At 51.3% G+C, this 25,388-nt stretch carries 11 protein-coding genes; all 11 read right to left on the bottom strand.

Annotation, left to right across the window (positions count from 1 at the left end; all coding sequences use genetic code 11):
- Nucleotides 1–2 precede the first annotated feature (2 nt).
- Nucleotides 3–10,703: a GLUG motif-containing protein gene (locus tag ACXMYH_RS07760; RefSeq protein WP_486555817.1), complete on the bottom strand. Its 10,701-nt coding sequence runs from the start codon at nt 10,701–10,703 to the stop codon at nt 3–5.
- 22 nt (nt 10,704–10,725) lie between these two features.
- The gene (locus ACXMYH_RS07755; protein ID WP_118531987.1) at nt 10,726–11,454 is read right to left on the bottom strand and encodes a hypothetical protein; all 729 of its coding nucleotides are present in this window, start codon (nt 11,452–11,454) and stop codon (nt 10,726–10,728) included.
- Nucleotides 11,451–11,951: a hypothetical protein gene (locus ACXMYH_RS07750; RefSeq protein ID WP_118531985.1), complete on the bottom strand. Its 501-nt coding sequence runs from the start codon at nt 11,949–11,951 to the stop codon at nt 11,451–11,453. Before ACXMYH_RS07750 ends, ACXMYH_RS07755 begins: the two co-directional genes overlap by 4 nt.
- 4 nt (nt 11,952–11,955) lie before the next feature.
- Nucleotides 11,956–12,195, bottom strand: a complete 240-nt coding sequence (locus ACXMYH_RS07745; protein WP_118531983.1) for a hypothetical protein — start codon at nt 12,193–12,195, stop codon at nt 11,956–11,958.
- Nucleotides 12,196–12,223: 28 nt separating this feature from the next.
- A complete protein-coding gene (atpD, locus tag ACXMYH_RS07740) occupies nt 12,224–13,582 on the bottom strand; it encodes a F0F1 ATP synthase subunit beta (RefSeq protein WP_486555816.1) in 1,359 nt (452 codons plus the stop codon).
- A 17-nt stretch (nt 13,583–13,599) separates the two neighbouring features.
- The gene (locus tag ACXMYH_RS07735; protein WP_486555815.1) at nt 13,600–14,382 is read right to left on the bottom strand and encodes a F0F1 ATP synthase subunit gamma; all 783 of its coding nucleotides are present in this window, start codon (nt 14,380–14,382) and stop codon (nt 13,600–13,602) included.
- A complete protein-coding gene (locus ACXMYH_RS07730) occupies nt 14,369–15,715 on the bottom strand; it encodes a F0F1 ATP synthase subunit alpha (RefSeq protein ID WP_486555814.1) in 1,347 nt (448 codons plus the stop codon). Before ACXMYH_RS07730 ends, ACXMYH_RS07735 begins: the two co-directional genes overlap by 14 nt.
- Nucleotides 15,716–15,727: 12 nt before the next feature.
- A complete protein-coding gene (locus ACXMYH_RS07725) occupies nt 15,728–16,495 on the bottom strand; it encodes a hypothetical protein (protein WP_486555813.1) in 768 nt (255 codons plus the stop codon).
- A gap of 21 nt (nt 16,496–16,516) precedes the next feature.
- The gene (locus tag ACXMYH_RS07720) at nt 16,517–16,762 is read right to left on the bottom strand and encodes a F0F1 ATP synthase subunit C (RefSeq protein ID WP_182426812.1); all 246 of its coding nucleotides are present in this window, start codon (nt 16,760–16,762) and stop codon (nt 16,517–16,519) included.
- A 100-nt stretch (nt 16,763–16,862) separates the two neighbouring features.
- Nucleotides 16,863–18,818 (bottom strand): hypothetical protein, encoded by a 1,956-nt coding sequence (locus ACXMYH_RS07715; protein ID WP_486555812.1) that lies wholly within the window; start codon nt 18,816–18,818, stop codon nt 16,863–16,865.
- Nucleotides 18,819–18,835: 17 nt separating this feature from the next.
- Nucleotides 18,836–25,030: a hypothetical protein gene (locus tag ACXMYH_RS07710; protein ID WP_486555811.1), complete on the bottom strand. Its 6,195-nt coding sequence runs from the start codon at nt 25,028–25,030 to the stop codon at nt 18,836–18,838.
- Nucleotides 25,031–25,388: the final 358 nt, after the last annotated feature.

Raw genomic sequence — 25,388 nt, 5'->3', positions numbered from 1 at the left:
TCTTATTTCCTCCCCTCTCTCTTTCTGAACAGAAGACCAAGGGATAAGAGGACTCCCATCGCAGAGAACGCACCGAAGATCATGATTCCGTATTTCTTGTCTTTCACGAAATCGTTGCTCTTTAACTGTGCCTGATCGGCGATCAGTCCCTGAGATGCCATCTCCTTCACCTTGTCGTCCACACTTGTAAGATCACTGCTCTTTTGAGACAGGTAATCTTTCGCTGTGTAGACCTTGTAAGATCCGTCTGCCGGATTATAGACAGTGATCAGTTTCCTTTCCGTCACAGAGCCGGATGTCGGATCGGTGGTCATTCCATCGGCTGCTTCCGCAGATGTTCCGTCGAAGGAGGCCTCAGAAGCCTGTTGTCCGGAAGCTTCAGAAGAATTTCCAGCGGACTCTCCGGCCTGTTCTCCGTCAGTCTGAGCTGCCGCGTCTGCTGCCTTTCCGGCTTCATCCGCGGAACCTTCTGCAGATGTTCCGGAGGTCGTATCCTCAGAGGCAGCATTCGAAGCTGCATCTTCAAAATCATTCTCCGATCCTGCAGAGTCGGAAGCTGCTGCACCGGAATTGTCCGTATTGCCGGTCTCTGCGTCATCTGCACGGTTCTCCGGCAGCGCGTTCTGTGCTTTGTCTGATCCGTCTGCAGTCTTCTCTGCGTCTTCCTTCTGCACTGCCAGGGATTCTGCATTCTGAGCTGCATTCTTCATCTGAGTATCGGCTGCACCGGATTGCTTCGCTGCATCCGTGCTCTCTGATGCATCTTTGCTCTTCGCATCGGCCGCATCGGCTTTCACATCGTCCTTCGCCTTTCCGAAGAGACTCCTGATCTTATCCACGATACTGCTGTTTCCGGATTTCTCCTTCTCAGCCGCGCTCTCAGATACAGCGGCTTTCTCTTTTCCGCCATCCTTTTTGTCAGTCGTCTTCTTCTCGGAATCCGGCTTTTCGGAAGCTTTTACATCCTTTTCAGAAGTATCCGCCTCACGATCCTTCACCGATGTTCCGGAAACAGTATTTTTCTCCGTATTGTCGGAGGTCCTTCCGTTTCCGTCTGTCGTTTCCGTCTTGTCAGCCGTTCTGTCGTTTTCTCCGTTCTTTTCGGTCTTGTCAGGATCACCGGATGAGGATCCGTCTCCTCCTGCCTTTCCGGAAGAAACAGCCGCATCCCCGTCTCCGGAGGCGGTTCCCTTGTAGGAAAGGATATCGTCAAGACTTCCAAGTTTTCCGTTGCTTAAGTTCGTCATGAGGTTCACGGATGCCTGATATCCGGAATTGTTGATTCCGAACCAGCTTCCTAAGTAACTCTCGATATACTGACCCGCGTAATCCGCAAGTGTCAGATCCTCGCCGTTCTCCCAGGAATCCGCCTCCTCAAGCGTAAGCTCCGTTCCGGTCAGGAAGTTGAAGGCAAATACCTTTCCGTCCTCAAACCGGCCGATCGCGACATGGCTGCTGTCGTTCATATTATCAGCCAGCTCCACGATCCCGCGGTTTGTGAAGCTCTCCGGAAGATGGATCGACTCATTTAAGTCATGAAGCATTCCATCGGTTCCGAGAACTGTCAGATACTGGCTGTCCTGATATGTATCTGCGAGCACTGCCCCGTAGACAAGCTCCGGATCCGTCTCCAATCCGAACAGGGTTCCGTTCTTCACATAAGCGAGCCGGTCGAGGTCCTCCCCGTCGTAGTGGATGAACTGGTGGTAGACGGAAAGCTTCTTTCCATCGTATGTAAAGGTATGGACTGCCTTCGGTTCCTCCCACTGAATGTCAGAGAAATCGCAGTGCGATACGACGCTTCCGCTCTCCACATCCCAGACATCGCCGTTTAAGTCGAGCGCTTTTCCGTCGCGCAGGTTCAGGAAGCTTCCCGCGATCTGCTTTCCGGACGCACTCCGGATCCCGGAACCGGTCAGGTAATACTGATCCCCGTTCCATGCCATGACGGAGGACACAAGGTCCGTCGCCAGAACATCATAGGTCTGTGTAAATCCGAGTTCCGGTGCCGAGAGCGTTACGGTAAGCGGCGTACTGTAATTGTACGGCATCGTATAGATCCGGTCGGTCGTGTTGACACTTAAGACTTCCCCGGATCCATCTGCAACCGTCATCGTCACTCCGACAACGTCGGGAGCGAGTTCAAACGTGATGGACGCCGGTCCCGAAGCGGATACCCAGAGGTACTGCTCGTCGGTAAGATCCCGAAGTGACAACATCGAAGTCATCGCGCCTGTCGGGATCGGAACTCCCCAGAAGCCGTAGGAGCCATCCTCATAGTTGATGAGGTTTGTCTGTGTCTGATCCGGATACGGGTAGAAGCTCTCCCCCGTCTTTACATACGGGAAATGTGCCGTATACGTATCATTATTTCCAGGCTTCAGGTTCTTATAATCCCAGTAGCTGGAATTCAGGCTCAAAACATTCGTGTAGAACGCATTGGTACCAAACACATTCGCATCCGTAACAAAATACTGGTACGGAGCAACGGCTGCCGGATCATCGAATTTCGTCGGATCCTTCGCATTTGCATTCAGCTTAAGTTCCGCATACGGTTTTCCGCTTCCGGTGTAATCCTGGATCTTCGAACCGTTCTCGCCCCAGAGCGGTGTGCCGTTTAATTTCAGTCCGCCCCAGACAGCTGCCTTCGGAGCTGCTCCGTTCACGGTCCGGATCCCCTCATCGTCAAGAGTCCTTGTCGGTCTTAAATAAGTTGAATCCGTATCTGTGTACTCAGTCGTGTCCAGATAGAAAGTACCCCAGACGGTCGGTGTACTCGATCTGCCCGTCACGGTTACATCCGAAGTCAGAACGAAATTATTATAATTTTCGCTGCTCAGATAGTCATTTCCGTGGGCAACGACAGCACCCGTTGCATCTCTCTCCGGATTGCTGTAGGTGAGACGTCCGACAAAAGCGCCTGCCTGCTCAACAGATTTGACCGTTCCTCCGAAGATACCTTCCTTCACCATCGCGCGGTTGTATGAAATGTATCCACGGTTATCGTATTTGTAGTCGTAGAGGATTCCCGCAAATGCACCGGCTGCAGAACCAGTCGCCTCGACATCCGCATTGCAGTTCATATACGTATATCTTCCGGCGATCGCAATTCCGGTGATACCGCCAACCCCCGTGACGCCTTTGACCTTTGTGTTATTGACAACGAAGAAGCTGGCGGCCGTTCCGGTTCCCTCGTTTCTTCCGGCAATTCCGCCGACACCCATCGAAGTTGCTCCGGTTCCCTGAACTGTACATCCGACAACCGCAACCTGAGAGATCCCCTCCTGGGCAGATGTATTACCCATGATGCCGCCGATATAGTTTCCGCTTCCCTCGACCGTTGAATCAACGACGCTCGAGTAGTAGATACCGCCACTCTGCCCGTTTGAAATACCGGCAACGTAGGAAGTTCCGGTGATCACGGACTCTTTTACGAGTGCGCGGTTCACTTTCGCTCCACTCTGGATGATTCCCATCGTGTAGCTTCCGGTTCCCTTAATATAGGAGCGGTATACCATGGCATCATCGATCCTCGTCCACCAGCTTCCGATTCCGAGGATACCTGCGGTGGTTCCTCCGCCGGAGACATAAGTGTACTGCACCTTCGTGTTCGTGATCGGTGCACTGTCTCTCGTCGACTCGGAGAACAGGGAGCCGATACCGCCGGTATAGTTTTTGCCGCTTACAAAGACCGGATATCCGCTCTCACCGACCGTAAGGTTTCCGGACGGCACGCCCTGAGCGAGACGTCCGGCGATACCGCCGTTATAACTATAACCACTGACATAGATTCCTTTGACCGAAGCATCTGTAATCGTCGCTTTTGTTCCGCCGACGATACCGCCGACGCCCTCACTGTACGGTGCAACGATCCGGTAGGTAAAGAGTGTGTCCGATGGAAGACCGTCGAGGGACGTATAGTCCACCGCGTCTCCTTCCGCCATGATGTTGCTGATCGCACCGGTCGAGTAACCGGCAAGACCACCGACATAACTCGATGTCGAGGAAACCGAGATCTCGATATTCTTTAAGGAAGCATTCGTGATCGTACCTGTGTTCGTTCCGATCATACCGACCTGGGATGCCTGATAACCGGTAAGTTTTACCTTCTCGAACTCGCAGTTCTCGATCTTACCCTGGTTTGTGGAGACAATACCAAAACCGGTTCCCGCCTTTGTTCCGTTGTTGATCGCGATATCGGCAAAGCGCAGGTTCTTCATCTCCCCGGCGATCACGTTGATCATGGATTCCGCAGCACTCGCTGTGCTGTACTCCTTTCCGCCAAAGGTGATCGTATACTTTCCGCCGTCGCTCTTTGTCTCACCGACGAGGGAATTGATCTTTAAGCCCATCGGGATCTTTCCGTTCGTTACATACTTGGAAAGATCGATGTCCCCGGCGATCCGGAAGTTCTCGAAGTTCTGTCCCGCCTCTGTCATCGCAGCATACCACTCTTCCGCATCGCGGATCGTCCGCGCGATGACGGTTCCCTCTCTCACGAGGATCTGGATCGCAAGGCGCTTCTCCACACTATCTTTCTTAAAGACTGCGAATGCCGGGTAGACGGACTGGAATTTCGTCGGCTGTACATCCGAATACTGGATTCCAAGCCCATCGACTGCCTTTTTAGGATCTGAGGAAGAAAAATCGAGTCCATCCGCCTCAATGCGATTCAAAAGGAAACCGTTTCCGCCGTTCTCTGCGTATACCTCGACGTTATAGACACCACTGCTCAGCTGATAGATCTCCGCTCTTCTCACTTTCAGGTTTTCATCCGGAAGTTCGCGCGGGGTCTGATCTGCGAGAATTTCCCCGGAAACATTCTTTAACTGCGGAAGATATCCGTCCTCGATCCGATAGCCGCTGCTGCCCTCGATATCAAAGCTGTTTCCGATTCGTCCGCGGTTTCTGAAGAAGTTCTGGGTCAGGAATTCCCCTGCCGCAGAGAGGTAAGTCGCTGTAAGAAGCTCCACGGAAGTTCCCGTTCCGACGATCTGGCCGCTGTAGGCAGTGCCGTTTGTGACTGCACACTGTGCAACACCACGTATATTTCCGTAGATACGGTTGATATTGGAACCGCTTCCGGAGAGGTTTCCGATCGAGATGACATCATCAACCGAGACGTTATCCGTCGCAATTCCCAGAATTCCGCCGAGGTCTCCGGTCGAGCTTGTGATATCCGTCAGGGATACCGCCTCACTGACGTCGGAGCTTCCGGCTCCCACGATCCCGCCGGTGCCGCCAAAAGCGGTATTGATCGTTCCGTGAGAGTAAGCATTTGATACAGATCCGAATGTCTCGACGTATCCGACGAGACCTCCGACTCCGTTCGCACGGACTCCGTTCTTCGCCTCGATGTCAAGCCCCGATGCGTAGGAGTTCTTCACCGTGAGACCTTTTCCGTAACCGACAAGACCGCCGACCGAAAGGGCGCTGTTTCCGTAGGCTGCTGTCCGGATCGATACATCTTCCATCCGGCAGTCCTCGACTGTGCTGTACTCAAGGTAGGAAACAAGACCGCCGATGTTCGACGGCATATCGGAGAGCGTCACCTTTGAGGCACGGATATTCTTTAAAGTCGTGTTGTTTAAAACCTTTCCAAATATCCCGGCCTGCATGGACTTCGCCTTGTTGTCCGCGGAGTCATTTGTGATTAGTTCAACATTTTCAAAATTGATGTCTTTGATCTCCGCTCCGGATACGACCGAAAAGATCGTGGAGCCGACACCGCTGATATTCTTTACCGTATGTCCGTCACCGCTTAGCTTTCCGGTAAACGGAACCTTTTCCGTGCCGACCTGCATCGCTGCGAGGTTCTTTCCGGTGAAGTCGAGATCATCCACAAGGATAAAGTTCTCCGCCGGGTACTGGTCCAGATAGAGCCAATCCTCGAAGCTTGCGATCTCGCGGTAGAAATCAGCCTCAATATAGTTTCCGTCCTGACCGCAGGCGACAGTCGTCGTCTCGTGGCTCACCGTGTTGATCTCGTAGGTAATGCTCGTATAGAGATACTTTCCGGTAAAGGATTTCGGATCGCTGACCTTCACGCGGACGACGTACATGCCGTTTTCTGTATACTGGTCAAGAACCTCCGTCGTCAGGCCATCGATGCCGATTCCGGTAATCTTCTGCTGGTTGTTGCTCCGGTAGTAGAGGAGGATTTCCGCCTCTTTATTTGTCTGGCTGACCACACGGCTGCTGACAAATTCCGGAACATCTGCACCCGGTGCCGGCGGCAGGGCGATATTCTCCTGCGCCGTCTCCATCGCATCCGACATATTGATCCGCGGATAGTATCCGCTCGCGAGCTGGCTCTCGATCGTAAAGGCATCCGGATTCTTGAAAGCCTTCTCATACCAGACACCGTCCCAGAGTCTCTGGACCGCCGTCGCCGTTCCGAGATCCTTCGGATATACCGCTACGGAGCTCATCGAGATATGGTAGAGATCCGTCGAGCGCGCGCCGCTGTTGTTGGCGCCGACCGTAGACCCGCCTTTATCGTAGATCTTGTAAACGGACTGTTTTCCGTTTTCATACGTATAATAGTAGGTGTCTCCGACAAAGAAGCTGTTCCGGACGGTACCGCTGTTTTCTCCGACAATTCCGGCAGTCCGGCTCATTGTCCACTCACTGTTGTTGTACTCGTTGACCGTATTGTTGATCACAAAGGTATCCTCGATCAGACCGGTCGCCGAGTTCGTACATGCCATCGCACCATATCTGCCGGATGCAACCGTCACATCGCCTCCATAGACGACGCTCTCCATGACAACGTCCTTTCCGTAGACAACGCCGCGGCGGATCGTTCCCTGGTTTTCGCTGCACACAATACCAATGTAGCTTCTCGCGTGGAGCTCCTTCTCAAGTTTGATGGAGAAGTTTTCAATCACGCCGGATTTATAGTTCGTATATACAAGGAATCCGTTGCTGTAGTTCGGTCTCGTCCGCCCGAGCGACATCGTCATCACAATATTTTTGATGGTTCCATAGTTCATGGTGACAATTCCGCCTGTCTGCGAGATCTGTGAAGTAGGAGAAACGGTTCTCCGGTAATTGAATACAATGTTCTTTACCACGCCGGTACTCTTGAGGGTTCCGATCACCGCTCCGTAGTTGCTGCCCTCCGGGAAGGAAAGCGTATGTCCCTGGAAGTCGACCGTTCCGGCAAAGTTCGATACATAGCTGGAATCCGTCCTCTCGATATCCGCGATGACCGCGAACTTTCCGTTCGGATTTGCATTCAGCTTCGTCCGGAACTCCGTCCAGTTCGAGATCGTATCCATTCCGGTCTCCGTCGTGAAGTTCACTTTTGAGAGGACAATGTCCTCGTAACCGCGGACGCTGATCAGGAGATCGACCTCATATGTCCAGAATCCCTTACAGTCAAAGCTCTTTGCCTCCGAGATTCCCTGGTCTCCCGCTGTATCATACGGGAAATCATAGGAAATCCGGCTGATCTCCTTTAACTTGGAGGAGTCAACGTCCATACCGTCCGCTCCTTTTAAGAGCAGGGTGTATGTTCCGTTCTTCAGTTCCTTCTTCCGGTCGTTTAACGTAACCGTCACCGAAGATTTCCATCCGGATCCCGCAGCCACAATGGACTCGAGATCAAGCGAACCGGTAATTCCCTCACCTGTTGTAACATAGAGTCTGTTCGGATCCGGGAACGTGTAGTTCGTCTCATTCTTTCCGCTGTCGTAGTAGACGTTGTAGTTCTGCGCCGTGAACTCAATACGGTAATCCGTATCCATCTTCAGGTTGTTGAAACGAAGGCTTTCGTACTCCGTATTTGTCTTGATCATTCTGGTCTCGACAAGGCTTGCCTCCGATACAGAGTAAAGCTTTACCGTGATCGTTCCTTTATCGACGGCATTGTCCGGGTCATCGAAATAGAAGTGGTAGATCTCGATGAAGTTCGAGAGTGTGAACACGCCGTCATGGCGGATTCCCGCCGTCTGCTTCAGGGTACGGAGCTGAAGGCTGTTTGTCGACGCGCCAACGTTGTATTCACTTCCGCCCTGAGCTGCAACAGCTCCGACCGATACCGTGTAAACAGTCATGGAGTCAAACGGATCATCCTGTCCTTCTCCCTCGCGGAACTGCAGTTCTGCTCTCCAGCCCTTCATGAGAAGCTCCCAGGCATTCGTATTTTCCGTCGGTGCTGTTCCCGTGAGAACGACCTTCGGGACAGACGCATCTGTCGAATCGTGATCCTGAATCACCATGCTCGCAGTACCGGCCTGCACCGGCACTTTTTCGAGTTCTTTCCTTGAGAGGATCTCCTCGTTCTTCCATGTCTTTGTATCGGAAGAGATCTCGACCGGAAGGCGCTCCATAAGAGTCAAAAGACCCTCAAGTGTCTTATCTGTATCGATACTGAGTCCGATCGTGAACGAAGAATCCGTGATATCCGCGGAGTCGACATCCACATATGCGTTTCCGAGAAGACTGATCGGAGCCGTGTAGACGGAAAGTCTTCCTAGCTGCATGTTTCTCTGCCAGTTTTCCGTATTTTTATCATTCAGATCATAATCCGCACGGGCAACCATATAGAACGAGCTTCCGGACGGAAGGTTTGTGATCATAAACTCATTCGCTTTTCCATCCGTGGAAACTGCCCTGCGGTAGCGCGTATTGATCCCGTCTCCCGTCTCGTCAAAGGCCGGCACATCTTCTCCCTGCTGGTTGACCACATAGAAATAGCAGTTCTCCATCGCCGCATGGTCCGTGTTCTGGATCTGGACGGAGATCGTCTGGGTCCCGACCGTGTTTCCTGTCTCGCGGAGTGAAGCTTTCGGCTCCACTTTGCTCGTATGAGTCGATCCCCTTGTGATGCTGTCCGATGTCAGTTCAAATTCATTCCGGAACCGGTCCATGACGCGGATCGTGTAATCATAGGTCTTATTGGAAGAAAAACCTTCTTTGGAAAGCCAGTCTCCCGCTGTTCCCTTTTTGATATTTCTCACGATCGTACCGCCGACGTTGTAATCCTCACCGCCGGCCGTCACCTCGATCCTGCTGATGTACGGGATCGCGGAGATCCGTTCATCGGAAGTCGCGACATCCTCTGCGAGGATCCTGTCGATCCCGATCTGATACGGGAGGAAGGTATCTCGCTCAGAGAATGTCAGCCGCATCGGGCGAAGTGTCGTCATCGGAAGTGTCGAGATCTCGATGGCATCCATGAATGGCTTTGTCACCTTGATACCTTCATCGTTGCGGAAAACGATATCTCCGCTTAACTGGTACGTCGTTCCCGGTTCCAGGTTTGTAACCTCGAGCGTACCTTCTTTTTTCATGTTTTTACGGCTCTTCTGGGTTCCGTTGACACTGAACCGGAAGACGACACGAACAAGACGGCTCTGATCATCCGTGATCTCAACCTTGCCTGTCATGCCATATACGCCGACATTGATATTGGAAAGTGTCACTGTCGGTTCCTTAAATTCATCCGGACGTACGTCAGAATCGCCTCCGTCGGAGGATCCATCGCCTGTGTCTGCACCGGAATCGCCGTCTCCGGACTGGTCAACGCTGCCGCTGCCTCCGGATGGGGAGGACGAACTTCCGCCGCCTCCGCCGGAACTTCCGCTTCCGGAGCTTCCGCTTCCGCTTCCGGAGTCGGATGCTCCGCCTCCGCCGGAGCCGCCGCTGCTGCTTCCGCTGCCTCCGCTCGCAGATCCGCCTCCCGCGGAACCGGAGCCGCTGCCGGAATCGGAGTCGCCGGAGCTGTCTCCGCTGCCTTCCTCTGCGAAGGTGCTGTCCGTATAGAGACCGCTGTCATCGCTTCCGTTATTTCCATCCGTGCTGCCGGACTCATCGATCTCCTCGTTCACCTGTCTGTTCCCATCGGCTCCCGGTGTTACCGGAAGTGCCGGTGTGACAGAGGTGTCCGCATTTGCGACAGTCTCTCCGTTTGCATGCTCGCCGGAAGATCCCGGTCTTCTCTGCTCACGGTCCGAACGGTCGGCCGGGTTTGTCTCCGCCTCCGTCTCTGGCTGTATTTTCTGCTCTGTGGAGCTGTACTCTGCGACGAGACCGAGCTGTTTTAAAAACTCATCGTAGGACATGCTGACCGAACCGATCTTGACCGTGTCCCCGTAAGTGATCTTTGTCTGCCCGTAGACAAGTCTTCCGTCATCGTAGCTGTAATAGTGGATGCCGGAATCTCCAAGGTACATGATACTGTTTAAACGGATCCTTGATTCGTTACCGGAAGAGGTCACGGTCATCGGCTGGGTGTTGATGTAGAGACCTTTTCCTGCTGTGGAGAGGATATACTCCTCGTCCTCTGCTGTCTGACCGTCAATATCATATGCAGTACCATTGCTCAGGAGCATACCTTCATACGGTTCATACGACTCAAAATCGTTTGTGATGAGTTTGAGATCACCGTTTAAATAATAGAGCGCCGTTCCCTCCTGTGCAAATAACGGGTAGGTGATATCGACGGATTCTTTCTTATCGCCGATAAAGTACCGGTTTGCTCTGCGGTACAGCGCTTCATCCTCTGTGCAGGCACGCATCGAAAGGACCTCTTTGTCTTCCTCCGGCGTTCCGTCTGCCTTTAAGGTATCTGTGATGTCCTTTTCTGTCACTGCAAATGCCGGAAGCTGAAGCCAGGCCAGAGTCTGAAGGCGGTATGTGTAGGCAAATACCACCACCGCAAGCAGCATGGCTGCCATCGCGATAATTTTTTTCATAATCCAGTTCCCCCTTTGCTTCCTATTTGTTCTCCATTCTGTTTAACGTTCCCGGTCTCGCAACAAGAAGATACCAAGTTCCGTTCGCTTTCTTCATCGTGTCTGTTCCCATGTCAAGGACATCCCCGTTCGCAAAGGAAGCTGTGAGTTCCGATTCCCCTGTCTGGACAACCGTGCTCGTTCCTGCCGCATAGTCGAAATACTGGAGTGTATTCCCGTATCTCGCCACAGCATATGAAAGCGCCGGGACTTCCACACTGCCGCCGTCCCAGCGAAGTTCTGTATTTTCAAGGAATATATAAGTGTCCACGCCGTCGAAGAGATATCCGCCGGCATTTTCCGCCTTCAGATTTCCGTCTCTGAGAACGACCGAGTTGTTCTCGATCGCCATCGTACTGAAATGGGACAGGCGGTATACGCTGTCATTTCCCGCATACCACGCGTAATCAAACGGCAGAAGTGCCATTCCGTCCGGCTGGTACAACGGTTTGGAATTCAGGGTCTGCGTTCCGTTTTCATCCCGGATCGTCACCTCTTTATCCGTGTACTGGACTCTGCATTTTCCTGTATATTCGACTTTTACATCTCCGAAATAGTTGTATGCTCCGTCCTTTAAGACGACGGAGTCCATATCTCTCTTAAAGATCAGGACCAGGGCAGCGATCACAAGGACTGCAGCCATGATCCCGAGGCTTAAGAGCCGGTCCCGGAATCCTCTGCCTTTTCTCTCTAATTTTGTTCTGCCTTTCATGACTGCTCCTCCATATCTTTCAGTAAAAAGTACGCGCTGTAAACGATCAGGAAAATTCCGAGGAATCCGAGGATCACCGCAACATAGAGGTCAAACCTCGTCTCCCTCAGGTACCCGCTCAGGACATTTCCGACCAGCAGGGCGACAAAGATCAGGATGCTGTTCAGAAGATCCCTTAAGAATACGCGTCCGCCGCCTCCGGCGACTGCTTTTGCCACCGCAAGGAGGAAAAGGAAAACCAGATGCGGAAGCTCCATCTCTACCCGGAAGATCACGGACGAGAGGACGAACAGGAACCCGAGAAGCGATACTGCAAAACAGACCGCCTCCCGGTCGCTCCGGTTTATGAGAAATCCATAGACGCCGCGCGCTCTTCCGTTCCACGAAAACTTTCTTGTTCCGATCACAGCGAGCAGGGAACCGATGATTCCCGCCGCAAGCGTCAGCAGTATGAAGTTTTTAAACAGGACGATTCCCGCGATCAGTTCATCTATCATAGTCTCATTCTCCCGTGATCAGAAGTTCAAATTCGTTATGGCTGTGCATAAAATATCCGGTTACATTTTCGTAAGTCTCCGTCCTGTCCCCGCTCACGATCTCAACATTTCCTTTGATCTCGCCGAGGACCGGCATATAGTCTTTCAGGATCAGAAGGTTGTAGGTGCTGCTCACGATCCGGATCAGATCGACATGTTCGAGGACCTTAAGGCCTTCGTGAAAGCCGAGGATCCTGGCTGTCATAATTCCCTCCAACTTGATTCCTCCCTTTCTACTGTTTCTGTTTCATGCTGCCGATCATGAAGAACTCGTCCTCATCCCGGTCATCGTAGGAACCGTTTAAGATCGCCTCCACATCGTCAAGGACGTCTGCGATCTCAACATAGACTCCCGGGATCCCGGTAAAGTCCTGAGCTACGAACATCGGCTGTGTAAAGTAATTTCTTAACTTTCTTGAGCGGTAGAAAATCTCCTTATCCTGCTGGGAAAGCTCCTCGATACCGAGGACTGCGATGATCTCCTCAAGTTCCTGATAACGCTGGAGATAGGCGATGACCTTTTCATGAAGATCATAGTGACGTTTTCCGACACGCTCCACTTCCATTAAGGTACTCGAAGCCTGGAACACATCGACTGCCGGATAGAGACCTTTCTCTGCGACCTTACGGCTTAAAACGACCTGACCGTCGAGGTGTCCCATGATCGTCTGAACTGCTGCATCCGTGATATCGTCGGCCGGAATATAGATCGCCTGGAAGGAGGTGATGGATCCGTCTCCGGTGGAGTTGATCCTCTCCTCGATCTCGCTGACATCAGAGTCTAAGGTCGCCGGATAGCCGTTCTCGATCGGCATACGGTTCTCCATCGCGCTGATCTCGGAATATGCCTGAACTGCACGGTAGATATTATCGATGAAGAGGAGGACATCCTGATTTTTCTCATCTCTTAAGTACTCCGCGAGTGTTAGTCCGCCGTAGATCGCATGGGATCTCGATGCGGAGTTCTCTCCCATCTGTCCGAAGACCATCGCGATCTTGTCTAAAAGTCCGGATTCTTCCATCTCGTCGTACAGCTCACGGCCCTCTCTGGAACGCTCACCGACTCCGGTAAATACGGAGTTGGAACCGAGACCCTGATAGACATTGTGGATCAGCTCCTTGATGACAACGGTCTTACCGACTCCGGCGCCGCCTAAAAGTCCCATCTTGAAACCTTTCTGCATCGGTGCAAAGAAATCAAGCGCCTTGATCCCGGTCCAGAGCATCGATCCGTTGACATCGATCGTTCCGAGCGGAAGCGGATCCGGATATACCGTGCGTTTTCCCTGGCTCTCGATCGGTTTCTTATCGATCGGATCACCATACGGGCTGAACACGCGTCCGAGGATCGCATCAGAATATTCCATCTGAAGTCCTTCTTCCGCTTTATAGACTTCTGTTCCTCTTGAAAGTCCGGCTACATTTGAAAAGGGAACAAGGCTGGCTATGTTTCCCTCAATATCTTCTACTTCAAAGCGGTAGGTCTTCTCTCCCTTGACTGCGTACATCATGTCTCTCTTCTTGACCTGTACGCCGGAGAGCAGAACTTCTACCAGCAGATCTGAAACTGAAATGATTTTTCCTGCTAACATGTTTCTTCCTCGCCCCTTTAGTACATCTTATTTTTAATGAAGGTATCAACAACCTTCTGGAATTCCACGTTTCTCTTTTCCCTGCGCTCTTCCATCACTTTCTCCTCCTCGATCTCATCGATCTTCTTTAAGGATTCGGTCGTTGCATTCTGGCGCAGGATGTTCTCTGCCGCACGGCTGTTCACGACTGCCAGCATCAGTTCGTAATACACATACGTCTCCATGAGGCGGATCATGATCCGGTTGATGTCTCCCTCGATCGCAAAATCCTCGGTATGCGTTTTCTTTCCTGACTCATCCCGGCTGATCGGGAAGATCTGGAGTTTCCGGAAGTAGATGTTCGTCGTATTCTCATAGTGGTTGTAGATCAGGTTGATCCCGGAACACTTCTTTGTGCGGATCTGCTTTTCCAGAAATTTCTGGATCCGGCCTGATTCCTCCTCCAGACGGGAATACGCGATCTGGTCCCAGACATTTTCAAGACCCGCAGAGCGGAGTTTCTTTCCGATCAGGATCTTCACATCCCCCGCTGGATCCTTGTGCAGCTGGTCATTCACCTGGGAATTGTAGTTGCTGCAGAAGCCGAAGTCGCTTCCGATGTAGATATTGATCTTCGGGGCATCTTCATTCACCCGGAAGATCTTTTTATCGAGGATCAGGTTCCGGTTGTTGACGATCGCTTCCATCATCGCGTAAAGCTGGTCTTCCATCATCAGATACTTGTCTGCCTGACGTTTTGCCTTATCAACACGGATCAGGGAATGGAAGTTCATGACTTTGACTACATTACGAATGCTCATTTCCCTCTGCCGCTCCTTCCTGTAAAATCGCGGAAAACTTGGAAATACATGTCTCTGGTGACTGCGGGCTGTATTTGTACTGGATCAGACCCTCAAGGATCTTTGCGCCTCTCTTTAATTTTGCTCTCATGAGTGGGCTCATCTCATCCATATTGGCGAGCTCATAAACTTCCCTCGTCTCGAGGTAGCTTAAGAGTTCTCTTCGTACTTTTGTACCGAGTTTCTTTACCTTCTCCTCCTGTACCGCTCCGCCAAGACGGGATACGGAGAGTCCGTAGTTGATCGCCGGTTTCTGTCCTTTATCAAAGTTTTTCTTTGAGAGAACGATCTGTCCGTCCGTGATGGAGATGATGTTTGTGGAGATATATCCTGTGATATCCCCGCCCTTTGTCTCCACGATCGGAAGAATCGTGATCGAGCCGCCGTTTAAGTGCTGACATCCTCTCTCCAGAAGTCTGGAATGTGTATAGAAGATATCCGGCGGATATGCCTCACGTCCCGGTACATGACCTAAGAGCAGGCTGATCTCTCTGTGGACATCCGCATGGCGTTTCAGGTCATCAAGAACGAGAAGGACATCGTTTCCCTCCATCATAAACTTCTCTGCGATCGAAGCCGCTACATACGGGGTCAGGTAGAGCACCGGCGGCGTGTCATCATTGAATGCCGCGAGAATGATCGTGTAGCTCATGCAGCCCTTTGCAAGGAGCTCCTGATAGACGCGCTTTACCTGTTTTTTCGTCTTGCCGATCGCCACATAGATACATACCATATTCTTTCCCTTCTGGTTTGCGATGGCATCTAAAGTGATCTGGGTCTTTCCTGTCTTTTTATCTCCGATGATGAGCTGACGCTGGCCTTTACCGATCGGGTAGATCAGATCGATTCCGGCGATCCCGGTCTCGAGCGGACGGCAGACTTTTCCCCGATCCATGATGGAGATCGGCTCATTCTCGATCGCGATCGGCTCCGCGTCCTCGAGGACCTGATCAGTCATTCGGTCGCGTCCGAACATATCAACGACTCTTGAGAAGGAGCTTAAAGCGAATGCCGCTTTGTAGGTCTCCCCTGTTCCGCGGACCTGATCTCCGATAAATACCGGTCCATAGCTCTTTACGACGGTGACACAGATTTCCGATCTGCGGATCGCGTTGACGTATCCCTCCGCGCCGTTTCCGATCAGGACTCTCTCCATGAAAACGGCATTTTCCAGTCCGCGGACCGTCAGAATGTATTCTTTTACAGCTGTCACCAGACCGATTTCATAACTGTTGCGTCCGGCTTTGATCTCTTCAATTTTTTTATCAACCAGACTCTTGCTGTAACTTTCCATCTTTGCTTCTCCTTATATACTGTAATCGAACATCCGGTTTCCGCGGACAACGCGGACTCCCTCGCAGATCCCTTCATCGTAGACCGTCTCGACCCGCCCGTCTTTTCCGGCACTCTCCGGATTTCCGGTATAGACAGTCGTCTTGTCACTGTAAAGATCCGAGAATACGGAGGCATACTCGCGGAATCCGCAGGCATCCATCGTACCATTCTCATCAAGATACTGCTCCAGAATCTTTAACTCTTCCTCATCCAGACACTGTCTTAAGATCTGATCCTGCTCTTCCGGATCGAGAGTTGAAAGACTGTATGCAGTTTCGAGCGGAAGATCCGTAAGGATCCTGCCGGCCGCTTTTCCGGTCTCTGCCATCGGACCCGGATCCAGAGAAAGGATCCCCCGGATCTCTGCGCTTCTGTCCACCGCAAATTCGTTCCGGACATTTCTGTATGCTTCGCCGAAATCTGTCTGTCCTGTCGATGCCGGCGGCAGCTCCAGACCGGCTGCGGGTGTTTCTGCGACAGTCTGAACCTTCGCCGGATTCTTTGCAGGCGCGTCCTTTTTCATCAGGTTGACTCCATAGAGCCGCTCTTTTTCTTCCAGTTCTTCAAGCTTTTTCTTTTTTTCCTCATACAACCGGTCAAAGACGGAGAGCTCGCGCATATACCGCCCGTTGACCTGCCCGGTTACCCGGTCCGATACCTGCCTGATTACCAAAAACATAAATGCGATCATAAGCAGGAGAACCACCAGAACCGCCAGGAATATCATGACATACCGCATGGTCTTGCACCTGCCTTTCGATTAGTAGATCAGTGGATTGAAATAGAGAAGCAGGAATACAAACGCGAACAGTAACAGGAGCAGGACGGTCAGCACGACCGCCACCGTCATAATCCCCTGAATAACGTCAGATTTTGTCTCCGGGTTTCTTCCAATCGCCTCTGCCGCCTTGGAACCGAGAATTCCAAGACCGATCCCGGCGCCAAGGAACGCAAGTCCTAACATCCAGCCGATCGCTGATATTGTTGTGGATAAGATTGTCTCCATTTTTCTTTCCTCCATCTTGCGGGGAAATGTTTTCTCCCCGCTGCTTTTTCTTTATCAACAGGATCCCGATCCTGTTTTTCTCATAATAACCTGTTTCCGATTACTCCCCGACCTTCGTCTCATCTTCAGTCCTGATGATCAGAGGCTTGTCCGCCGGGATTGTCTCAAACAGCGGTTCAGCGCTCTTTAAGACGATCTCCGAATTATTTTCGGAAGAAGATCTGTCCGCGTCATCATTCACCGTTGTCCCGTCCGAAACATTCTGGGAAGATGCATCCTGGGAAGAAGCATCCTGGGAGGATGTACCGCCGGATGTGCTTCCGCCAGATGTGCTTCCACCGGACGTGCTTCCACCGGACGTGCTTCCACCGGATGTGCTTCCGCCGGATGTGCTTCCGCCGGATGTACCGGAGCTTCCGGAACCGCTTCCGCTGTTGTAATACGGGTTCTTTGCCGTGATCGTCTTTAAGACAGTCGCCTGACTGCTGTTCGCTGCAAAGATCTGAAGCTCCAGACGGTAGGTTCTCACATCCTCTCCAACCGCTGCATCAAACCATTCTGTGACTTCACCGTTTGCCGCTTCGCTGACATCGACCTCATTTTCGCTGAGTTCGCTTCCGCTCTCATCATAGAGAACGGCTCTTGCGCTGTACGCCGGATAATCGTCGTTGATGCTGAGAGCATACTCGATACCGGAGCTCGTGATGGAACGGACGGTGAAATCGCAGTTGACCGTCTTCGTCCAGACCCTCATGGTATCCATGACCTTGAAGGAACCTTCGTCCTCATCGCTCTCATCATATTCCGGATAGTAACCGAGTACCACTCGGTATTTCGTCTTGGGAAGAAGTTTCTCCGTAAAACGGTAATCACTGTCATCCGGGCTCACAAACGCGTGCGCGATATAATTGTCATCATTCGCAGAGTGATTTGCCTCATAAACACGCAGCTCGATCACACCATAGTATCCGAACGGGTCAGAAATCGCAAATGAAGTATCAATATAGGAAGAATCACTTGTCACCTGTTTTAACTGCATGGACTGGCGTCCTAAGATCGCCTGGTCGGATCCGCTGTTGTCGATGCTTCCGCCATCGCCTCCTCGTCCGCCGGATCCACCGTTTCCTCCTGCTCCGCCATCACCGCCGTTTCCACCGTTTCCACCGGAACCGCCGTTTCCGCCGGACCCACCGATACCTCCGGATCCACCGATACCTCCGGTGCCTCCGGTACCTCCGGTGCCTCCGTTTCCACCGAGACCGCCGTTTCCGCCTTTACCGCCGATACCGCCGCTTCCTCCGACACCGCCGCTTCCTCCGACACCACCGTTTCCTCCGTCTCCGCCGCGGATCGTGTAAGAGTAGAGCTTCTGGCCGAGATTATACGGATCTTCCACGACTTTTAAAGAGCCGAGGACCTGACCGAGATCGACCGTGCGCTCGAGTCCGAGATCCAGTGCTTCATCCTTCACGGTGAATGTGATATCCCCGGTCTTAAAGGATTGTGCATCAAGGATCTTGAGATCAAGAAGGTCGTTCATCACATGGACATTTCCGGAGCGGTCGCCCACCATAAATGCCCAGCCTTCTGTCTGAAGGCTTCCGGTGTTGTCGGTGATCCCGCTTCCGGTCATCAGATATTTCCGGTCTGTCAGTTTGTAAAAGGCCGGTTCACTGAGATCCGTGATCTCATAGCGGGAGTCAAGTCTTTCTACGGTTCCATCCGGATAAAACCGGTAGCCGCCTCCGTAGACCGTCAGGGATTTTGCCCCCGGATCATACGCAACCGTCTGGCGTCCGAGAGAATATTCTTTCTTATTATCATCGACCAGATTGTATCCTTTATTCCAGCTGCGGTATATTTTTCCTTCTGAGCCAATCTCGATCTTTGCGTAGCTGTTGTCATATACGGTCCCGCCTGCGGGCACCGCATATTTCTCCGACTGAGTATTGGCCGCGCTCACGACCCCCACGCTGAACCCTGCAACGGCTGTTGTCACAGCCGCTGCAAAGATCACGAAGGACCGCTTTGCTTTTCCTGTTAATGCTCGTTTCATCTCTGTCGCCCCTTCTGTTACGGAGTAAATGTGATCGTATCTTTATAGATCTGACCACCATCTTCTTTCAAGAACTGGATCGTTACCGCATACTGGACATCGTCCTCCGAAAGTTCGATCGGAATTGTCGTCGTATAGGTTGACGTTGTTCCTTTCTGTGTAAACAGTCCTGTCGTTCCTGCTGATACCGTCTTACTCTCGGTATGAGCTGTACCCTGGCTGTCAACCCAGTTTACAGTCGTCTGGATCATCTTGATGTTATCAAGATTATAACCGTTGTATACAAGGATCTGGATCTGGTTTCCTGCATTTCTCTTGATCTGGATGCTGTCGAAACGACCTCCCCAGGTATCCATCGTCTTCTCTGCAGACTCGTAAGCCGCAAAGCTCTGCTTCTGGGCATCGGACATTTTTTCGATCTCGCCCCAGGTAAGTCCCGTCTCGGTTCCCTTGTTCTCCAGATCTTTTCTCGCATAGATGCGGAGCTTGTATTCTTTGTTTGAATCAAGGCTGCTGATCTTATCTGTCGTGGAAACGGTCACAATGCCGTCCGAGACATTCTTTTCCCAGACACACATCTGATCATTGTTTTCAACGATCTTGTTGTCGCTGTCGTAGAGTGCGATCACATATTTACCTTCCGCAAATGTCTTGTTCGGATCCTGCGGGGTAACCGAGATGCTGAGTCCCTGTCCGTTGTTTACCGGTCTCGTTTCTACATAGAAGCCAGGATCGATCAGCTTATCCCAGTTGATCGTTGCAAAATAATTTCTGTTTCCGATCACGGACTCACCATTTGCATCCTTCGCACGGATATAGAGCCGGTACTGGTGTCCAGGCTTCATCAGTGTGTTCTTTGAGAGATCGATCTTTTCGGTCATCTCGGACATATAGCTTCTCGCGCGGCCGTCCTTGTCGATCCATGTTCCATCGCTGTTCTTTGTATAGCCCATTGCCGCAAGGATCGCGTCATTGTCTGCCACAACATGCTGCTGTTCAACACCATTTACGACTTCTTTCAGCTCATAAGTGATATCGAAGCCCTCTGTCAGGGAAAGACCGTAGGAAACATTCACACTCTTGTCTGTGTAGCTTACATAGTTGATATCCGATGCTTTAATTCCGGTGATATCCATTCCGTCCATCGTCTGGACAAAGTAGATCGCTTCGCTGTTCCTGTCGTTGTCAAGAAGCTCCTTTAAGGTATCACTTCCCATTGCCTTTCCAAGAACGTGGATCTCATACTCGGTATTCTGGCTGAGACCGGTGATCTGGCTTGTATAGTACGCAGCCTGATCTCCCTCGATCGGGATCTTTTCCTCAAAGACCGGATCTCCTGTCGTCTCACCTCGTCTGTAGACGCGGACCACGATATATCTCTTTCCGTCCTCTTCTTCCGCCAGAAGATCACGGCTGTTGGTACGGAACTGGAGGCGGCAGGTTGTAAGCGCTGTCGTTCTCATAACATCATTGATCGTCGGACTTAAGGTTCCAACGTTCACAGACATCTGGTTTGCATCCGCATCCTTGTCGAACATGAGTTTTTTCTCCACCTTGAGAAGCGGCTGGAGTGTTCCGCCGACTTCCTTGTAACCGGAAGTTCCGAGACGGAGCTGGAGGACCTGTTTATTGAATTCCTCCTCCTTCTGTTCATCCGTATAGGAGGACGGGAAGATATTCGATCTATTCTTGAACTTCAGAAGAATATCTCCATCCTTTTTGTTCTTCTTCGCATCCTCCGGCCAGAGACTGTCAATCTTCGTCACATCGTTGACTGTATACACTGCCATCCACGGAGTAGACCGAAGGTACGGATCCTTGCGGACAAGATTGCCGTTTGCGTTGATCGTATAGTACCACTCCATATACTGGCTGCTCTCACCGTTGTCAAGGGACTCCACGATATAATTTCCGGTCGTGCCTTCCGCGCTGTTTTCATTGGCCGGTGCATTCGTCAGATAGTACTGACCTCCGAAGCCGGAATCATACTGAAGGTTTACTGTAAAGGTTACCTTCTTTCCGCTCGTAATTCCTTTTAAGAGGGAGAGATCATAACCCACATACTGGTTTCCTCCGTCTGTCGTTCCGGTAAAACCAGCATAGTAAGAGGTATACGAAGTTCCGCCTTCCGGTGTTCCTGTCACGGTTACGCGGCTGACACGGTTCAGATCGATCGCATTATTCTTTACGATAAACTCAAAGCGCACCGTATTGGAATTGTTTGCATATGACACACGGATAGCAAGGTTGTTCTTTATATCGGAAGGTTCCATCGGCGGCGTATACATATGGGACGCCAGCGACAGGGTTGCGGAGGTCGGTTGGCTGCCGTTCTCCATGACATCTTTCTCATTATAGAGGACCTGATTCATCTTGATGGTGTAGGCCTGTGTGGCATCTCCCATCGCCATCTTCATGATCCCGTAATCGCCATCTGTTCCGATATAAGAAAGTCCATTTGTTGTCGGTGAAATTCTCTTCGCACCGAGAAATACTTCGCCGAGTGTGGTATCGTCCGTAATAGCCGTCTGTGCGAGCATGGATGATTCATCCACATCGTCGTAGTGGTATTTCCACTGCACTCCGCCCTTCTCGATCTTTTCGATATACATCTTTACGTCCGGAGACTGCTTCGGTGTGTCGACAACTCCCGATGAGAGCAGGGTGCCCTTACTGAAGCTTCCTGTCACATTGTTCGGGAAGATATAGTTGGAGTTGTTTCGGAAGGTCAGTCTCGCCTTATATGCAAATACATAGTGCCATCCTCTCGTGACGTTTGAGTTTGGTCCCGCAAAGATCGAGACGGTACCGTTCGACGGACTATTGAAGTATGAAGCAGCTCCGCCGTTCGTGTTGCCGACCTTCTCCTCCTCGCTCATCCGGAGTCCCCAGGTGTTCCACACGGAATCCATCGTGCTCGTCACGCCGTTTACCGGATCCATAAAGAAGATATTGATCGACGGGAGCGAACGGTCATTCGCATTGACCGGAAGCGTAAATTTCAGTTTCGGGGAGTTATCCTTGCCCCAGTCTGTCCACTCGGTCGGATCATTTCCCTTATCTGTATCGGAATCGTTCTCATATCCGAGAATATCCTTCTCCGTCATTACATAGTAAGTGACAGAGTTCGCAAGTCCGCCTTCGTTGTTGTAGTTCGCGCGGAGGTTATATCCGACGATCGTGTCGTCCGCAAGGTTATCTTTTGTCGTTCCCTGCAGATAGGAGTTTGCCTTCGCGTTCGTGATGGGAGTCACAGTCACACCGGAAGTCAGCGGGCTCGGGAAATCCGGAACCTTCTCATCGTAGCTTACGGAGTAGTAAGTGGTACTTCCCGTCTCGAACGGAAGCTGGTTCTCATAATTTGACAGGTTCTGGGCAGAATCTGCCAGGTAGGAGTAGTTATATGTATAGTCGTAAACACCGAGGATCGCGATCGTATACTTGGATGCTGTCAGCTCTGCGGAGGAAAGGCCGAAGGTCTGGGCGCTGATCTTTAATGCGTCCTGACGTCCGTTTTCGCCCCAGTACTTGCTGACGAAATCACCCGTATACGGTTTGCTGTTGTTCGTGTTGTCGATATAGACGTCAACCGGACCGGCTCCCAGCGGAGTTCCGGAGGTGTTGGCACCTGTATAGATCGCAGCACGGACCATCTTGACCGATTTCGTTGAAAGATTTGCAGTGTCTTCTGTATCGGTATCTTTACCGAAGTAGACCGATACACCGACGTTCACAGAGGAGTCCGGAACAACGTTCACGGAGATCGGGCTGTGCTCGCCTGTACTTACAACGCAGTCACCGAGATATGTCCTCGTGAAATTCTTTGTCACCGGATCCTCAACGTAGCCCCATGCGGAGATACGGTAGCTGGACTTTGTCTTTAATCCGTACTGGAGGATCGGAATGTTGTATTTTCCTTCACCATCTGAGTAGTTGGAGTCCTTGGAGTTTAAATTGATCTTCATCGTTGAAGTGTAGTTTCCGCTGCTCTCGATCATGATCTCCAGCGGATGGGTCTCTGATGAAAAGATCGTTCCGTACTCCTTCGGGTCGATGGTAAGAACACCGTTGAGAGTTGTGTTCTTATCGAGGTCTGCGATATTCTCATTCCAGGTATAGTAAAGGGAAACCTCACCCTTGGAAGTCATCATGAATCCGTCGGACGGATCACTCGTAACTTCAACATTCTTTTCGTTATCGTAATAATTCATTGTGACGCGCACAATGTACTGGTGACCTTTTTCGATCTTGTTATTTCCATCTTTTGTCGGTCCGATATAGAGGGAGGTATTCGGCTTCGTGGAAGTCAGGGTTTCGATCAGTGCCCCCCTGTTCTCCGGATCCAGGATCTCCCAGGTATAACCGGTAACTGCCTCATCCTCATCCTGTACTTTTACAGAGAGATCAAAGTAGGTCTGGCTGTTTGCGTAGCCGGCCGGTTTTCCGTCAAATTTCGGAGTCTTCTTTAAGGTCTTCCATGTCTGGGTAGTACCGCTCGTCTTCCAGACTCCGCCCACATAGGACTCAAGTTTTACACTGTAAGTCTTATCACTCGTAAGAGTATTATTTCCGCCGTTTAAGGCTGTAAAGTCAGAAGCCGTGTCGAGTGTTACGAGATTGCTGTGATCTGCAAGCTCGGTCGCACTGACCTCTTTTCTCATGATCTCTTTTCCCTTGGAATCAAGGATCGTGATCCTTGCCTGGGTCGCTTCGGAGTAATCCATTCTCTCAAGGGTTACAACGAATCCGTCTTCCTTCGCATATGCCTTATCGAGGTTTAATCCCGAACTGTCTGTATAGAAGGTACGGTTGATGTAATCCCTGCTTCCCGTAATATTCTTTAACAGATACCCGGATTTTACGACCAGACGGTATTCCTGATCCGGACTTAAGTTGGAACATGTCACGGTGTAGGTCTCATCTGCCGCGAAGTTGATCCTCGTGTTGTCCGCTTCCCCACTTACCTCAAGCTCGACCGGCTGGCCGTTCTTATCGTAAATGTAAACGCTGCCTTCCTGACCGTTTAAGACATCGTCCTCATCGGTTACAGTGAAGGTTGCATCAAGAGTACCAGCTGTCAGCGTGAATTCCGTGATCTGGAAGGAGGCCTGTGCCTGGGTCTCCGGATTGTTTAAGCTTCCGTTCGTACCCTTTTTTCCACCGGATCCGTTGGAACCGCTCTGACCGTTGGAACCGCTTCCGCCATCGGAGCCATCATCTCCGCTGCTTCCTTCATCGCCGTCCTGGCCTTCGTTTCCATCTTCACCGTCTTCTCCGTCTTCGCCGTTGTTTCCGATCTTTCCTTCTTTTCCTTCGTCACCCTGCTCACCAGCCGCACCGGTCTCCCCGGCCGCGCCTGTCTCTCCTGCCGCGCCTTCTTCTCCGGACTGACCGTCAACGACCGTAAAATCGAATTCCGGTGCAACCCAGTCCTCTGCAGACTGGACCTGAATGTTATCATCCGCATCCAGAAGCATCTCCTGAAACGTCATCCGGCTGTTTCCCTGGGCATCAGAAATAATCTGGTCACCGAAGTCATAGCGGACTCCATTGCCCAGAGTGATGTATGTACCATCTGCAACGATCTGGTACTGTGTTGTATCGTTTGCAAGACAGATAATTCCCTGTTCCGGGTACTCCGCCTCGAGCCATCCGTCGATCGCCATCTCTTCTCCGGAAGGCAGATGCAGCGATGCGCCGTTCGAGTAGACCATAAAACGGTCATCACCGATCTTCCAGATAAAGTTGTTGAAGGAGATCTCATTTCCATTATTTGTCACGGAGAATCCGCCATTGGATGCCGCGAGGACCGTATTCTTCTCCACACTGTAGTGGTTGACAAGTCCTGTATTGACATCATCCAGGTTCACGAGCACACCGTTTGATGTGGCACTCGCCGAACCATCCGCGTAGTGGAGAAAGCTCTCCTTTCCTACGCTGCGCTTTGTTCCTTCGATGTCACGAAAGACAAGCTCGTTCGGGAATTTTCCTTTTACCTTTGTTCCACCTGAAAAATAGTACGATTCCGGAGCTGCCTCTTCGCTCCCGCTTTTCTCGCTTTGCGTACTTTGCCAGTCCGAAGATAACACATACCCGTCTCCCACCATCGACGATTCCCTCGCAGATGACATGAAGATCCCGGCTGATAATGTTCCTGCGGCGGCAAGCAGCGTCGTTGCGCCGATCGCAATCAGTTTTCCGTATTTCGACATTTTTTCTCACCTCTTGATTATGCTGGAGACATATCTGTAAGCTTTTTCACATACTTCTGTTTATAAGTATCCCATAATACATAATGCTACCACGTTTGGAAAAAAATGTCTATATTTCCACGGTTTTTTCGTCTATTCGCGTCGATTTCTGTACTAAATACATAAAGTTTGATGGATTTTATCCATTCCGTTCAGTGAAATTTCAGAGCTGTTATCCGTGTAGCGACAGATTTTGTCCTGCTTCTCTTCCTATTATCATGTGTCTTTTTATAATATGTCTCTGTGCCATAGGGAACTTTTTGAATTTTCCAATCATAAAAATAGACTACGCCTTGGCACATTCTCTTGTCTCGCGCGG

The organism is Pilosibacter sp. NGB245 (genome assembly GCF_057397225.1).
Note: the sequence above shows the minus strand (reverse complement) of the source record. Positions and strands in the feature narration are given on the sequence as shown.

Coding starts and splice junctions, on each gene's coding strand:
- ACXMYH_RS07725 (WP_486555813.1), bottom strand. CDS start 16,495: ATGCGGTATGTCATGATATTCCTGGCGGTTCTGGTGGTTCTCCTGCTT.
- ACXMYH_RS07710 (WP_486555811.1), bottom strand. CDS start 25,030: ATGTCGAAATACGGAAAACTGATTGCGATCGGCGCAACGACGCTGCTT.
- ACXMYH_RS07730 (WP_486555814.1), bottom strand. CDS start 15,715: ATGGAAAGTTACAGCAAGAGTCTGGTTGATAAAAAAATTGAAGAGATC.
- ACXMYH_RS07760 (WP_486555817.1), bottom strand. CDS start 10,703: ATGAAAAAAATTATCGCGATGGCAGCCATGCTGCTTGCGGTGGTGGTA.
- atpD (WP_486555816.1), bottom strand. CDS start 13,582: ATGTTAGCAGGAAAAATCATTTCAGTTTCAGATCTGCTGGTAGAAGTT.
- ACXMYH_RS07720 (WP_182426812.1), bottom strand. CDS start 16,762: ATGGAGACAATCTTATCCACAACAATATCAGCGATCGGCTGGATGTTA.
- ACXMYH_RS07750 (WP_118531985.1), bottom strand. CDS start 11,951: ATGATAGATGAACTGATCGCGGGAATCGTCCTGTTTAAAAACTTCATA.
- ACXMYH_RS07735 (WP_486555815.1), bottom strand. CDS start 14,382: ATGAGCATTCGTAATGTAGTCAAAGTCATGAACTTCCATTCCCTGATC.
- ACXMYH_RS07755 (WP_118531987.1), bottom strand. CDS start 11,454: ATGAAAGGCAGAACAAAATTAGAGAGAAAAGGCAGAGGATTCCGGGAC.
- ACXMYH_RS07745 (WP_118531983.1), bottom strand. CDS start 12,195: ATGACAGCCAGGATCCTCGGCTTTCACGAAGGCCTTAAGGTCCTCGAA.
- ACXMYH_RS07715 (WP_486555812.1), bottom strand. CDS start 18,818: ATGAAACGAGCATTAACAGGAAAAGCAAAGCGGTCCTTCGTGATCTTT.